The 14543-nt window shown below is 66.7% G+C and carries 11 protein-coding genes; 3 read left to right on the forward strand and 8 right to left on the reverse strand.

The genetic code is table 11. From position 1 onward, the window contains the following. Positions 1-60: 60 nt before the first annotated feature. Complete coding sequence (locus tag UCD39_RS14280) at positions 61-3801, forward strand: CHASE domain-containing protein (protein ID WP_330496645.1); 3741 nt, start codon at positions 61-63, stop codon at positions 3799-3801. A gap of 13 nt (positions 3802-3814) precedes the next feature. On the opposite strand, the gene UCD39_RS14285 is transcribed toward UCD39_RS14280, so the two are convergent. Next, positions 3815-4861, reverse strand: a complete 1047-nt coding sequence (locus tag UCD39_RS14285; protein WP_330496646.1) for a TIM44-like domain-containing protein — start codon at positions 4859-4861, stop codon at positions 3815-3817. A gap of 256 nt (positions 4862-5117) precedes the next feature. On the opposite strand from UCD39_RS14285, the gene UCD39_RS14290 reads away from it, so the two are divergent. Next, on the forward strand, positions 5118-6713 hold the full coding sequence (locus tag UCD39_RS14290) for a S10 family peptidase (RefSeq protein WP_330496647.1): 1596 nt from the start codon (positions 5118-5120) through the stop codon (positions 6711-6713). 54 nt (positions 6714-6767) lie between these two features. Here UCD39_RS14290 and UCD39_RS14295 read toward each other — a convergent pair whose 3' ends face one another. Both UCD39_RS14295 and UCD39_RS14300 read right to left on the reverse strand, forming a co-directional pair. Then, positions 6768-7190, reverse strand: a complete 423-nt coding sequence (locus UCD39_RS14295; protein ID WP_330496648.1) for a type II toxin-antitoxin system VapC family toxin — start codon at positions 7188-7190, stop codon at positions 6768-6770. Beyond that, positions 7187-7474, reverse strand: a complete 288-nt coding sequence (locus tag UCD39_RS14300) for a type II toxin-antitoxin system Phd/YefM family antitoxin (protein ID WP_330496649.1) — start codon at positions 7472-7474, stop codon at positions 7187-7189. Before UCD39_RS14300 ends, UCD39_RS14295 begins: the two co-directional genes overlap by 4 nt. A gap of 416 nt (positions 7475-7890) precedes the next feature. Between UCD39_RS14300 and UCD39_RS14305 the strand changes: the two genes are divergently transcribed. Next, the gene (locus UCD39_RS14305) at positions 7891-8376 is read left to right on the forward strand and encodes a hypothetical protein (RefSeq protein ID WP_330496650.1); all 486 of its coding nucleotides are present in this window, start codon (positions 7891-7893) and stop codon (positions 8374-8376) included. A 136-nt stretch (positions 8377-8512) separates the two neighbouring features. On the opposite strand, the gene UCD39_RS14310 is transcribed toward UCD39_RS14305, so the two are convergent. The 5 genes from UCD39_RS14310 to UCD39_RS14330 all read right to left on the reverse strand — a co-directional run bounded on the left by UCD39_RS14310 (position 8513) and on the right by UCD39_RS14330 (position 14317). Continuing rightward, the gene (locus UCD39_RS14310) at positions 8513-8710 is read right to left on the reverse strand and encodes a hypothetical protein (protein ID WP_330496651.1); all 198 of its coding nucleotides are present in this window, start codon (positions 8708-8710) and stop codon (positions 8513-8515) included. A 220-nt stretch (positions 8711-8930) separates the two neighbouring features. After that, positions 8931-11606 carry a response regulator gene (locus UCD39_RS14315; RefSeq protein ID WP_330496652.1) on the reverse strand — a complete coding sequence of 892 codons (2676 nt, stop codon included), beginning with the start codon at positions 11604-11606 and terminating at the stop codon, positions 8931-8933. A gap of 35 nt (positions 11607-11641) precedes the next feature. Continuing rightward, a complete protein-coding gene (locus UCD39_RS14320; RefSeq protein ID WP_330496653.1) occupies positions 11642-12808 on the reverse strand; it encodes a response regulator in 1167 nt (388 codons plus the stop codon). Positions 12809-13091: 283 nt separating this feature from the next. Beyond that, complete coding sequence (locus UCD39_RS14325; protein ID WP_330496654.1) at positions 13092-14102, reverse strand: MFS transporter; 1011 nt, start codon at positions 14100-14102, stop codon at positions 13092-13094. Next, positions 14030-14317 (reverse strand): hypothetical protein, encoded by a 288-nt coding sequence (locus UCD39_RS14330; protein WP_330496655.1) that lies wholly within the window; start codon positions 14315-14317, stop codon positions 14030-14032. The genes UCD39_RS14325 and UCD39_RS14330 overlap by 73 nt, the downstream gene beginning before the upstream one ends. Between the last annotated feature and the right edge of the window lie 226 nt (positions 14318-14543).

The following is a 14543-nucleotide window of genomic DNA, read 5'->3' on the forward strand; positions in this document are numbered from 1 at the left end:
GTCCACCCCGCCGCCCCGCCTGGGCGACAGAAGATGATCGCGTCGTGGGCGGGCCGGCCCATGCGGATGACCATCCTTATTCCCGTGCTTCTCATGGTGCTCAGCGTCGTGGGGGGGCTGGTCGCCGCCCGCCTGATGGCCACCCACAACCAGACCCTGGCGACCGCCAGCCTGACCGCGCGGGCCGGCGAGATGGCGGAGGATCTGCGTCAACAGGTCATGCTGTACCAATATGGCCTGCGCGGTGCTCGCGGCGCCGCCGTCGTGGCCGGCGGACCCGAGGCGTTGACCCTGGCCCAGTTCCGCAGCTACGCGGCGACGCGGTCCCTGGCGACGGAGTTCCGTGGCGCCATGGGCTTCGGTATCATCCGGCGGGTGCCCGTAGCGGACGAGGCGTCCTTCATCGCACGGCAACACCGCGATGGGCGCCCCGATTTCCGCATCCGCGAGCTGCGCCCCCATGATGCGGAGCATGCCGTCATCCAGTTCATCGAGCCCGAGGCGGCGAACATCAACGCCGTGGGCCTGGACATCGCCTCCGAACCCGCGCGCCATGCCGCGGCCGTCGCCGCGATGCGGTCGGGGGAACCCCGGCTGACCGCCCCGATTGCCCTGGTGCAGGCACCCGGCGAGACGGGCGGGTTCCTGCTGCTGCTGCCGATCTATCGGCAAGGCGCCGACCTCGGCGACGCCGACGCCCGCCAGGCCGCGACGCTGGGCTGGTCCTATACGCCCTTCCTCATCAGCCGGATGATCGCCGGGTCGGAACTCATGCGCGCCGACGTTGGATTCAGCGTGAGCGACATCACCGAGGATCCGCACACCGCCCCCTTCTACCAGACCCCCGCCCTGCCCGGCGGCGTGGTCGATGGGTTGGTCCATGAAGAGAGGCTGAACATCTTCGGCCGCGACTGGCTGATCCGCTTCCAGGCGACACCGATGCTGTTGCGCGCCCTGAACCTCACCCCGCCCCTGCTGGCGGCGGCGCAGGTCACGACGGGCGGCATCCTGCTGGCCCTGCTGCTGCACTTCTACCTGGTCAACCTGACGCGCCGCCACGCCGCCGCCCGGGAAGCGGCCCGCCAGACCGAACTGCTGGAGCGGGAGGTCGGCCTCCGCACAGCGGAGTTGGCCCAGCGGGAGGAGCGTTTCAAGACGCTGACGGAACTGTCGACCGACTGGTACTGGGAAACCGACCGGGACGGCCGCTTCACCGCCATGTCGCAAGGTGTTTCGCGCATCGGGCAGGACCATCGCGGGCTGATCGGCAAGACACGCCGTGACCTGTCCTCCGACCCCCGGCTGGACCAATACGAAGACTGCGTGCGGCGCGGCGTGCCGTTTCGCGACCTGGCCTATGATCTGGTGGGCGAGGACGGGGCCCTGCGCCACATCGTCATCAGCGGCACCCCCATCCTAGACGCGGCCGGCGCCTGTATCGGATATCGCGGGTCGGGCCGGGACGTGACGGAGCAGTTGCGCGCGGAAGAGGCCCTGCGCGCCAGCCAGCGCTTCATCCGCGCCATCGCGGACAACATCCCCGGCATGGTCGGCTATTGGGACAAGGACCTGCGCTGCCGCTTCGCCAACGACCGCTATCGCAAATGGCTGGGCAAGACGTCGGAGGAAATCCTGGGCCAAAGCGCCAGGACCCTGCTGGATGCCGAGCTTTTCGCCGCCAACAAGCCGTATATGGACGGGGCGCTGCGCGGCGAAACCCAACGGTTCGAGCGGACGCTGACGCGGCGGGACGGTCGTCCCACCGACAGCTGGATCCACTATATGCCCGACGTGGATCACCAGGGCGCGGTCCAGGGCTTCTATGTCCTGGTAACCGATGTCACGCCGCTGAAGCGGGCCGAGCGGGAATTGCGCGCGACATCCTCGCGGCTGGCGCTGGCGACCAAGGCCAGCGGCATCGCCATCTGGGAATATGACGTCGCCAGCGGACAGTTGGACTGGGACGAGCAGATGTTCCAGTTGTACGGCAGGCCCCCTACCCAGGGCCACGGCCCCACCGTCTGGCGCGAGCAGTGCCACCCGGACGATATCGCCAGGGTAGAAACCGAGTTCCGGCGTGTCGTGCAGGGGAACGCCGATCTGGATATCGAGTTCCGCATCCGGCGGCCCGGCGGCGGCCTGCGTCACGTCAAGGCCGCGTCGATCACCGAAAAGAGCGCCGAGGGCCGGCCGGTGCGCATCATCGGCGTCAACTGGGACATCACCGAGATGCGGGACCGCGAAGCGGCCCTGGTGGCGGCGCAAACGGCGGCGGAGGCGGCAAGCCGCGCCAAAACCGACTTCCTGGCCAACATGAGCCACGAGATCCGCACGCCCATGAACGCCATCCTGGGCCTGACCCATCTGCTGGGTGATCTGGACCTGGGCCCCCAGCAACGGGACTTCGTGACCAAGATCGCCGCCGCCGGTCGCAGCCTGCTGGACCTCATCAACGACATCCTGGACTTCTCCAAGGTCGAGGCCGGCCGCCTCGACCTGGAGCACGCGGCGTTCCGGCTGCCGGATTGGGTGGACGGGCTGATGTCCCTGGTGTCGGTCAGCGCGAATGAACGCAAGCTCGCCCTGTCGGCCAAGATCGCGCCGGATGTGCCAACGGCGGTGGTGGGCGACCGCCTGCGGCTGCAACAGGTGGCGCTGAACCTTTTGGGCAACGCCATCAAGTTCACCCATGCGGGCAGCGTGGCGATGACCATCGACCTCATCGGCCGGCCTGCCCCGGATCAGGCCGTCCTGCGCTTCGCCGTCACCGATACCGGCATCGGCATTCCCCGCGAGATCATCCCCACCCTGTTCAGCGCCTTCACCCAGGCGGACACCTCGACCACCCGCCGCTATGGCGGCAGCGGCCTGGGCCTGGCCATCTGCAAGCGGCTGGTGGACCTGATGGGTGGGGAAATCGGCGTGGACAGCCAGCCCGGCGCGGGCAGCACCTTCTGGTTCACGGTGCCGGTGCGGGTGGCGGAACCAGCCGCGCCGCAACCACCGGCGCGCCCGACGACGCCGGCTGAAGCTGGCGGGCGCCAACGACCCAAGCGCCTGGACGGCATGCGCCTGCTGATGGTGGAGGACAACGCCATCAACCAGGACGTCGGCCGCCTGCTGCTGCAGTCGGAGGGGGCGACCGTCACCATCGCCGGCGATGGGCAGCAGGCCGTCGACTGGCTGCGTGCCACGCCTCGGGACTTCGACCTGGTGCTGATGGACATGCAGATGCCGGTGATGGACGGCTATGAGGCGACCCGCTTGATTCGAGCGGAGCTGGGATTGACGGCCCTGCCCATCATCGCTCTGACCGCCGGCGTGCTGGATGCGGAGCGCGCCCGCGCGTACGAGGCCGGCATCAACGACTTCCTGACCAAGCCCTTCGATCTGGAGGGATTGGCGGCCACCATCCGCCGTCACCTGTCAGACGCCCACGGCACCGCCGAGGAGATCGCCAGCCGCCTGCGCGCGCTGGTGCCCGATATCGACCAGCGTCTGGCCCAGCTGGGCCTGGCCGACGACTGGGACCTTTACATCACCCTGCTGCGACGCCTGATCGGCCAGTTTGGGGAAACGGTGTCGGCGATCTTCGAAGCGGTGAACCGCCAGGATTGGCAGGCCGCGTCCGCCCACCTCCTCGCCTTGAACGCGGCGGCGGAACAGGTGGCCGTCCCCCCTGTGGCCGCAGCCGCGGCGGAGGCGGAGACGGCCCTGCGGCGCCAGGACGAGAGCGCGTGCCGGTCCGCCCTGGGCACCCTGACCGGGGCGCTGGCCGCCCTGGCGGCGGCCGTACGCTGAACGGCTTGCGGCTTCAGACCTGCTGGATCGCCGACAGGAGCCAGCGGCCACCATCCGCCCGGACGAAGGTCCACAGCTCCTGAACCTCTTCGGGACGTTGATCGTCGCCCGCCACCACGCGGCCGGTGGTCTCATCCACCGTCCAGTCGCGGGCGCGCCAGCGCAGCAAGGCGGTGCAGTAGGTGCGACCGTCCTCATGCCAGCTTTCCACCACGTCGCCCTTCACCAGGTGCACATCGGCCACCAGATTGCGCACACCGCGGCTCTGGTTCTCGGTCATCTCCTCGCCGTAGTAGGACAGCATTTCCGGTGTCAGGTGGCGGCGCAGGGCCGTCAGGTCGCCCTTGCTCCAGCTGTCCATGATGCCGGTCAGGATCTGTTCGAACGCCGAGAGGTCCTGGCCCTGCATCTGCACGCCGATGGCGGGGACGGGCGGCGGCGGCGGAACGGACGCGCCCCCTTGATTATTGTAGCCACCGCCGAAGGGAGTCGCGTTGTAGGGGGCGTCCTGCGGGGGGAACATCTCATATGTCATGCCCGAGGCTGAGGCCGGGCGCGGGCCGCTGATGGCCATGCGGATCAGGCGATAGATCAGATAGACGATGCCCGCCATGATCAGCAGCCGCAGGAGGCCCCCCAGCGCGCCGCCGGAGCCGCTGCCATAATCGCCACCGGCGCCATAACCGTGGTGACCGAACAGCGAGTTGTACAGGCTGGCGCCCAGGAAGCCGCCCATCATGCCCGACAGGAAGGGGTGGCGCTGGGTGAAGCTGGGCTGGGCGAATCCCGGTTGGGCGAATCCCGGCTGGCCAAACGGCTGTTGGAAGCCTGGGCGCGGCTGATAGGTCGGGGCCGCGGGAGCGGCGGCCGGCGGCGGGGTGATGCTGCGCTGGATGGGCTGGCCCGTCACCGATGGGTTGGCGGGCGTGGTGTAGGTCCGGCTGCCCCGGCTGCCGGAACTGGAACTGCGGCCCGGGCGGGCATCGGCAGCCAAGGGCGCCAAGGCCAGGGACACCGCCAGGACTGCGGCGACCGCACGCGAACCAAACCGACCGAACATCTTCTCTCCCCCAGGATCACGGACCCTAAATCATGGGGCCGGCTTCCCGCCCCACCCTAATGTGGGCCCCGCTTGCAAAATTGCCAGGGCCAGTCATCGCCTTACCAAGCGGACCGCTTTTCGGCCCCGCGACAGACGGGACCTTTGCCCGCAAGCCTCGCTCATGTCTAGACTGCACCCAAGCCCGGGCCGGTACTGCGGGGAAGCACCGGACGCCGGGCAACAATGAAACCAGGGGTTATGGGGGTTCCGACATATGCCCACACCGAAGTGGAAGCTGGCGGCCTTGCTGACCGGCACGGCCTTGATTTTGCTCACCACCCACATGGCCATCACCAGCACGCCGGCCAACGCCGGCGACAAGCCGGCGGCCGATCAAGCCAAGGGCGATGACAAGGCGGGGGGCGACAAGTCCGGTGCCGATAAAGACTGGACCCCCAAGCACTTCACCATCGACCGCAGCGGCACCTTCAACGGCAAGCGCGTGGACTACCAGGTGCTGGCCGGCGAAACCCACCTGGTGAACGACAAGGAGGAGGACGCGGCCACCGTCTTCTCCACCGCCTATGTGAAGAAGGGGGTGAAGGACGCGACGCAACGCCCCCTCATCTTCCTGTTCAACGGCGGCCCCGGCTCGGCCAGCCTGTGGCTGCACATGGGCGCCTGGGGCCCCAAGCGCGTGGACGTGCCCAGCGACGCGACCAACGCCGGCAGCCCGCCCTACCCCCTGAAGGACAACCCGCAAAGCCTGCTGGACGTGGCCGACCTGGTGTTCATCGACCCGGTGGGCACCGGCTACAGCCGCATCCTGCCCAAGGGGGATGAGAAGGACTATTACGGCGTGAAGCAGGACGCCCATTCCATCGCGCAGTTCATGCGGCGCTGGCTGACCGACCACAAGCGCTGGAACTCCCCTGTCTTCATCGGCGGAGAAAGCTACGGCGGCATGCGCATCGGCGCCCTGCTGCCAGAATTGCTGGAGAATGGCGCGCCCGTGGGCCTGAACGGCCTGATCGTCGTTTCCGGCGCCGTCGATTATGGCGCGTTCGAGTTCAACCGCGGCAACGACGTGCCCTACCCGGCCTTCCTGCCGACCTATGCCGCCGTGGCCTGGTACCACAAGAAGATCGCCGACACCTCCATGGGGTTCGACGCCTTCATGAACCAGGTGCGCAAGTTCGCGGTGGAGGAATATCCGGTGGCCCTGCTGAAGGGCAACCGCATGAGCCCGGCCGAGCGCAAGGGCGTGATCGACAAGTTGTCGCGCTTCACCGGCCTGTCGCCGGCCTATCTCGACCGCACCAACCTGCGCGTCCGCGACGTGCGCTTCGCCAAGGAACTGCTGCGCGACCAGGGCAAGGTCGTCGGCATCTATGACGGCCGCTACACCGGGCAGGAATATGACTCGGCGGGCGATACGGTGGACAGTGACCCTTCGGGCTACGGCGTCGGCGCCGCCTTCGCCACCACGCTGCAGAGCTATCTGCTGAGCGACCTGAACATCAAGATGGACCGGGAGTACCGGACCAGCGGCGACGTAGGCAAGACCTGGGACTGGAAGACCTGGGGGGACGAGGGCGGCGGCTACGCCAACGTGGCGCCCTGGTACGGCGACGCCATGCGTCAGAACCCCAAGCTGAAGGTGTTCATGGCCGGCGGCTGGTACGACATCTGCGTGCCCTTCTTCTCCAACGAAAACGCCATGAACGCCAACGGCGTGCCCACCGATCGCGTGACCTTCAGCTATTACGAGGCCGGGCACATGATGTACCTGAACCGCGCCGCCCTCGATAAGCTGACCGACGACGTCCGCCACTTCGTCAGGGCGGCGGCGCCAGGGGCGGCGGAGTAAGACCGAAATCGGCGGGGCGGCCAGCGCCGCCCCGCCAGATTGCCGGCAGCAACGTCAGAGCCAGGCATTCAAGACTGGGACGCCCGTGCGGACATAATCCGTCACGTCGCGTGTCACCACCGTCAAATCATAGTGAAGCCCTGTCGCGGCAATGATCAAATCAGGCTGCGTATAGGTATGCCGGGCTTGTCGGCCCGCTTCCACCAAAAGCCGCCACTTCAACATCACATCTTCACTGACAGGCAGGACGCGGCCATCGAACATCGGACGCAGCTTGTGCGTCAGCCAATCGGTCAGGTCCGACCTTTTGCCGGCATCCGCCGCCTGCTCAATGCCAAACCGGATCTCCGCCAGCGTCACCGTGCTGATGAAAAGAGTATCAAGCGGCTGGGCAGCCACAAAAGCGACGACCTTCCTGTCCGGCTTGGGTCGGCGGAGTTCGGACAAGACATTGGTATCCAGCAACCAGCCCGTCATAGAGCGACATCACGCACTGGCATCACCATGCGCTCAACGTCGAACTCCACATCCGGATGTGGGCACACCTGGAGTGCATCCACCAGGGCCTGTCCGGAAAGGCCCCCCTTCAGGCGACGGAACTCCTCCGCCGAAATGACCACCACTTCGTCACGACCATGCACCGTGACATGCTGTGGACCATCGCTTTTGACCCGTCGCACCAACTCGCTGAAGCGTGCTTTGGCATCCTGTAAGGGCCAGCGGTCATCAGGCTTTGGCGCCCCACGTTTTTCTCGCGTCATGTCCGCCCCCGAAACTGGTCTGTCTGACCAGTATATCAAAGGGGACAAAATCAAGCCAGTTACGGCTCCATCAACTCCAGCGCCCGGCTGAAGTCGAAGCCGCGCACCGACTGGATGAAGTCATCGGCGCGAGGGGCGGGCATGGCCGTGCGCAGCAGATGCAGGTTGCTCTCGGCCAGTTCCTCGGCCTCGGGGTCGTTGTCGGCCAGCAGGTCGCGCAGGGGGACACGACCGATATGTCCGTCATGTTCAATATCGCACCTATGAGAAAGCCCATCCAGTAAACCATTGAAATACGCAGATAAAATATTGGCACGAATAATGCTTTATGACTTCTGCCAAACGGCGGACTGACCTCGGTATGAGAGAAAATCATATCCGGCAGCGTCAGGAAAACCAAACATGTGGAGATGAAAATGACGACGCAAGCTACGTTGACAGTTCCGAGTGCTTATCCCGTTTACAAGTTTGTCGCCCCCTCCATTAACAATTCGCAGGAGCGGGTATATTTTAGCCTTAATTTAAATGACCCCGTCGCCTCTTCAGGTTTCGTTTTTGCTGGAATCGCTTTCCTTGCCTTTCCATCCCCGGATGAAAATCTTGTTCCGGTTTATCAGTTCACGATTCCCTCACCGAGTGACCAGAATCCCTTGCGCTTCTACTACAGCCCTAATTCCAGTCCGTCTGCGGGCTGGGTTCTCAGCACTACGGCGAATAATAAGTCGGGCATTGCCTTCTATACGCCAGCCTCAACAGTTCAAGGCACCGTCCCTGTTTACAACTTTCATTATGTGTTTGGTGCGCTATCGCTATGGAACAACAGGTATCAATTGTCGCCGAATGCAGCTGAACCCTGGACAGCTTCCAATCCCGCAATCGGTTTCTATGCACTGCCACTATGATGCCAACGGTCAGAAAATCTGATCGTTAGCGTTAGCCCTAGGCGGCGGGGTCGCCACCCGGCGCCTGAGGGCCCTTGAATCCTGACGCTCGGTCAGGTTTCAAGGGCGATGGTAGGACTGGTGACCAGCGGGGCGGTCAGCGCCGCCCCGCCGGTTCGTCCCTCTTCCGCCCCGCCGCCTCGCGGGTGGACTTCAATCGCATCGGGTGGTCCGGGTTGCGCCGCAGGAAGCCGGGTACCTCCTTGGGCATGGCCGGCAGCGGCTCCGCCCCTGGCCGGGAGCGATAGCTCGAGAACCGATACCCCTGCCGCCACAGCGCTTCCACTTCTGCCATTGGGCAACGTCGGTGCGCTTGGGCGCCTTGAACGAGCGCCCCATCAGGCGCAGTCGCCCACCGCAGGCGGGACAGGACCGCTCCTCCCCCACATCATCAAACCGCACCGGCGATTTCCAGCTGCGCCGGCAGGCGAAACAGGCGTGAGCGATCAGATAGTTGCTGGTGAAGAGTGCCTTACCGGCGCTCGCGTTTCTTCGCATCATGGTCAACCGCCCGCCTACGGCTCCATCAACTCCAGCGCCCGGCTGAAGTCGAAGCCGCGCACCGACTGGATGAAGTCATCGGCGCGGGGGGCGGGCATGGCCGCGCGCAGCAGATGCAGGTTGCTCTCGGCCAATTCCTCGGCCTCGGGGTCGTTGTCGGCCAGCAGGTCGCGCAGGCGTGCCATCAGGGCCGCCGCCTGGGCAGGGTCGGAGTCCGGGACGGCCGCCGGCGCTGGCGCATCCTCGGCCAGCCAGCGTTCGATGCCCGCCGCCACATCCTCCAGCAGCGGGGTCAGGATGGCCACTGTCCGCTCCGGCGCGGCACCGCCGCGCAGGGCGGCCTCCACCGCCGCCGCCGCGCGCTGCACGTCGCCGGCGCCGATGGTGCCGGCCACGCCCTTGAGGGTGTGGGCCAGCCGCTCCGCCGTGGCCGTGTCGCCACTGCGCCAGCGGTCCAGGATGGCGGCGGGGGTGGCGCGCTGGTTGGCGGCGAACTTCCTCAGGATGTCGGCATAGAGAGCGCGCTTGCCGCGCACCCGCCGCAACCCATCCTCCGCGTCGATGCCGGGGATGGCGATGGCGCGCTCCGGCACCGGGTCGGGCGCCTTTTCCAGGGGCGGCGGCGTCACCCGCGCCCCCGCCGCCTCGGTGCCGCCCCGCCCCCAGCGCGCCAGCACGGCGAACAACTGGTCGGGGTCGATGGGCTTGGAAACGTAGTCGTTCATGCCCGCCGCCAGACAGCGGTCGCGGTCCGAGGCCATGGCGTTGGCGGTCATGGCGATGATGGGCAACGCCCCTTCCCCCATCTCCCGGATGCGGCGCGAGGCGGTCAGGCCATCCATGACGGGCATCTGCACATCCATGAGCACGGCGTCGTAGCGCCGCTCGGCGATCTTCTCCAGCGCGATGGCGCCATTCTCCGCCAGGTCGACGCCGACGCCCACATCGGTCAACAGCTCGATGGCCACCTGCTGGTTGAAGTCGTTGTCCTCCACCAGCAGCACGGACAGCCCCTGCAAGGATTGGAAATCAGGGGAGGCGCCGGCGGGGGCCCTGGGCGGTGCGTCTTCGGCCCCGGCGATGGCGCGGATGACGGCATCAAACAGCACGGAGGAGTTCACCGGCTTGATCAGCACATCCTCGAGCCCGCTCTGCTCCGCCGCCCGCCGGACATCCTCGCGGCTGTAGGCCGTTACCATGATCAGGTGCGGCGGACGGGCCAAGCCCAGCGCGCCGATGGCCCGCGCCGTCTCCATGCCGTCCATATCCGGCATCTGCCAGTCCAGGAAGGCCACGTCGTAGGGGGACCCGGCGGCGGCCGCCTCCTGGATGGCGGCGATGGCGGCGTGGCCGTCGGCCGCCCCATCGACCCGGAAGGACATGGCGGCCAGCATGGCCGACATCACCCGCCGGGCGTTGCGGCTGTCATCCACCACCAGCACCCGGCGCCCCCGCAGGTCGGGCCGGGGCAACAGCGGCTGGCTGGTGGGCACCCGTCCCAACTTGGCCGTGAACCAGAAGCAAGAGCCCCGGCCATAGGTGCTGTCCACACCGACCGAGCCGCCCATAAGTTCCGCCAGGCGCTTGGAGATGGCCAAGCCCAGCCCCGTGCCCCCGAAGCGGCGGGTGGTGGTGGCGTCGGCCTGCTCGAAACTGCGGAAAAGGCGCCCCTGCTGCTCAGCCGTCATGCCAATGCCGGTGTCCGCCACCTGGAACAGCAGGGTCACCGACATCTCATCCTCATCGACCGCCCGGATGTGGATGGAAATGCGCCCCGTCTCGGTGAACTTCACGGCGTTGCCGGCGAAGTTGATCAGGATCTGGGCCAAACGCAGCGGGTCGCCCATCAGGTTCCCCGGCACCCCGGCATCCACGTCGAAAACGAAGTCCAATCCCTTGGCCGCCGCTCGTTCCGACACCAGGTTGGCGACGCCGTCCAGCACCTCATCCAGCCGGATCTCCACCCGCTCGATGGTCAGCTTGCCGGCGTCGATCTTGGAGAAGTCCAGGATGTCGTTGATGATCCCCAGCAGATGCTGGCTGGAGCGCTGGATCTTGCTGATATAATCCCGCTGGCGGGGATTGAGGTCGGTTTTCAGCGCCAGATGGCTCATGCCGATGATGGCGTTCATGGGCGTGCGGATTTCGTGGCTCATGTTGGCCAGGAAATCCGCCTTGGCCTGGGACGCCGCCTCCGCCGTGTGGCGGGCGGCCTCCAGTTCCAGCGCGCGGGCCCGGGTCATGGCGACGATGCGGCTCAACAGCGCGACACCCGTGCCGACGCCGGCATACAGGCCCTGGTCGGTGATCAGGAAGCCTTCCGTCAGCGCCTTGGGGTGGTCGCTGGCGATCATGGCGCTGACGTCGTCCAGGGGGGTGTCGACATCGACGCACAGGTAGGGCCGGCCCAGCATGAAGGCCACCGGCCGCCGCCGGTACAGTTCCGACTTGATCTGGTGGGCGAAGGTCGACAGCAGGAACTCGCGGGCGATCAAACCCAGCACGCCGCCCCAGTCATCCACGACGGCGACGCAGGGCAGAAGGGGGGCGCTGAGGAACATCTGCACGACATCGCCGCAGGGTGTGCGTTCCGCGATACCCTGCGCCGGCAGCAGGATGTCGCGCGCGCGGTAAACCACCGGCGCCGCCCCGCCCCCCTGCGTCAGATCATCCCCGCCGGCGAGTTGCATATCGACTTCCGACCGACGGCCGGCCCCTTCCCGGGCTAACGCCTGTCCGCCGCCAACAGGTAGTCCCGCTTCTCATCCAGGAAGCCATCCTTGTCGGCGAAGCGCGCGGCGATGGCCCGGAACTCGTCCTCGATCTCCAGGAAAGCCTGGACAATATCGGGATCGAAATGACCGCCCGAGCCATCGGCGATGATGGCGGCGGCCTGCTCATGCGGCATGGGTTCCTTATAGACCCGACGGCTGATCAGGGCGTCATAGACGTCCGCCACGGCCATCAACCGGGCGGAAATGGGAATCTCATCCCCCGAGAGACCCTCGGGATAACCGCTGCCGTCCCACTTCTCATGGTGGGAGTAGACGATCTCCTTGATGCAGGTGAGGAATTCGACCGGAGCGCCCAGCGCGTCCTCCGCCGCCTCGATGGCATCGCGGCCCAGGGTGGTGTGCCGCTTCATGATCTCAAATTCCTCGGGCTGGTAACGGCCCGGCTTCAGCAGGATGCGGTCGGGAATGCCGACCTTGCCGATGTCGTGCAGCGGCGCCGACTTGAACAGGGTGTCGATGCGGCTGTCGGTGATGTAGCCGGCGAAGCGGGGGTGACGGCGCAGGCGCAGCGCCAGGGCGCGCACGTAGAATTGCGTCCGGCGGATGTGGTTGCCGGTGTCCGTGTCGCGCGTTTCCGCCAGCGAGGCCAGGGTCATGACCGTGACGTCCTGGATGGCCATGATCTCCCGCGTGCGGCGGGCCACCTCAGCCTCCAGAAAATCCGCCTTGTCACGCAGCAGGTCGGCCACCGCCTTCAGTCGCAGGTGGGTGCCGACCCGAGCCAGCACGATGGGCGGGCTGATGGGCTTGGTGATGTAGTCGACCGCGCCCATGGACAGGCCCTGTTCCTCATCCGCCACCTCGTTGCGGGCGGTGAGGAAGATGACGGGGATGTCGCGGGTGGCGGGGTCGGCCTTCAGGCGACGGCAGACCTCGTACCCGTCCATGCCGGGCATGACGATGTCCAGCAGGATCAGGTCCAGCCGGGGATGGGCGGCGGCGACCGCCAAGGCCCGCTCACCGGAATTGGCGACGCGGACGTGGTAATTGTCCTTGAGCAGGCCGCTCATGATCTTGAGGTTGTCGGGCGTATCGTCGACCACCAATATTTGCGGCCGCGTCTTCTCCGCAAAACCGGAGCCCGTTTCTTCCCACATCGCCGTCGCCCACGCCAGAGGTGCCGGCCCTGCCCCTGCCGGAGCTGCCGTCGGAGAAAGTCACGTCACACCAGGGGCTTGCGCGCACGGTTCAGGCGGGCAGCCCCTTGAAGGGGGCCGGGGCCCGACCGGGGCGCGCCTCTAGCCCAGGTTGTCTTCCTCTTTTGTATAGGCTGATTATTTCGATGAGATGACGGTTTGCGAAAAATTACACTTTAGTTATGGAGCATCCGCCCAGTTTTTATTCAATCATCACCGTTCACGGCTTGAAACGGCCCCTTTTTCAGGCCACCGCCTCTTGCGGCCGGGTGACCAGGAACGACAGGCCCAGCGCCGCCATCAGCAACACGGCGGCCAGCAGGAAGGGCGACCCATGGGGCAGCATGGCGAAGGGACCCACGCTGTCGGCCAGCACGGTGGTGAACAGCAGGGGCCCCACCATGCCGGTGACGCCGCGGATGCTGACCAGCGTGCCTTGCAGCAACCCCTGCTCCGTCGCCGACACTCGGGCGGACATGAGGCTTTGGGCGGAAGGACCGACCATGCCCCAGAGGGCCACCAGGGGGATGCCGCAGAGCAAGCCGATACCCGCGGATGAGGCGCCGAAGACGGCGAAACCGGCGGTGCCCGCGACCAACCCCACCATCATGGTGCGACGGGCCCCCAGGCGCTTGACCACGCGGCCCACCAGACCGCCCTGCACGATAGTGCTGCACACGCCCACGCCGGCCAGGGTCAGGCCCACGGACTCCGGCCCCCAGCCATAGCGGTCGTTGACGTAGATGACGAAGGTGTTGTTCAGCACCTCATGCGCCAGATAGTAGAGCCAGACGATGCCGCCCAGGCCCAGCAGACCCGGCGCGCCGCGCAGCAGGGCGAACGCGCCCAGCGGGTTGGCACGCCGCCAGGAGAAAACGCCGCGGCGGTCGGCCGGCAGCGATTCCGGCAGGACGAACAGGCCATAGCAGGCGTTAAGCAGGCTGAGGCCGCCCGCCACCCAGAATGGAAGGCGCGGGCTGACGGCCCCCAGCAGCCCCCCCGCCGCCGGGCCGACGATGAAGCCCAGGCCGAAAGCGGCGCCCAGCATGCCGAAGGCGCCGGCGCGCTTTTCCGCCGGGGTCACGTCGGCGATGTAGGCCGAAGCGGTGGTGAAGCTGGCGGCGGTGATGCCGGAGAGGATGCGCCCCACCACCAGCCAACTCAAGGTCGGCGCCAGGGCCATCAGCATATAGTCCGCGCCCAGGCCGAAGCAGGACACCAGCAGGATGGGGCGTCGGCCGAACCGGTCGGACAACGCGCCGATGAGGGGGAGAACAGGAACTGCATGGCGGCGAACAGGGTGCCGAACAGGCCCACCATGTGCGCGGCCCGGGCGTTGTCGCCACCGACGAAGCCCTTCAACAGGTCCGGCAGCACCGGAATGACGATACCCAGCGCCAAGACGTCCAGCAACGCGGTGACGAAGACAAAGGCCAGCGCGGCGCGGCGCGGCGTGGGGGATGCGGTCATTGTCAGGCCCAGACTGGAAACCCGGCGTTGCGGGCGCCGGGCGGGATCATCGTTCTTTGCGGGCCTACCCTTAATCCTTTTGCGCGCTGGCGGGGAGTCCTGAAAACAGGGGCGGTCACTATGTCCGGGTCATGACGATCCCTCAAACACCTCCGGCCGCGAACCCCTGGCCTTGGCCGGTCACCTGCCGCTATATGGTGCCAACCTATCCAGCCAATCGGTTAAC

It is taken from the genome of Nitrospirillum karajorum (assembly GCF_036348415.1).
In the GTDB taxonomy this organism is placed as follows: Bacteria; Pseudomonadota; Alphaproteobacteria; order Azospirillales; family Azospirillaceae; genus Nitrospirillum; species Nitrospirillum amazonense_B.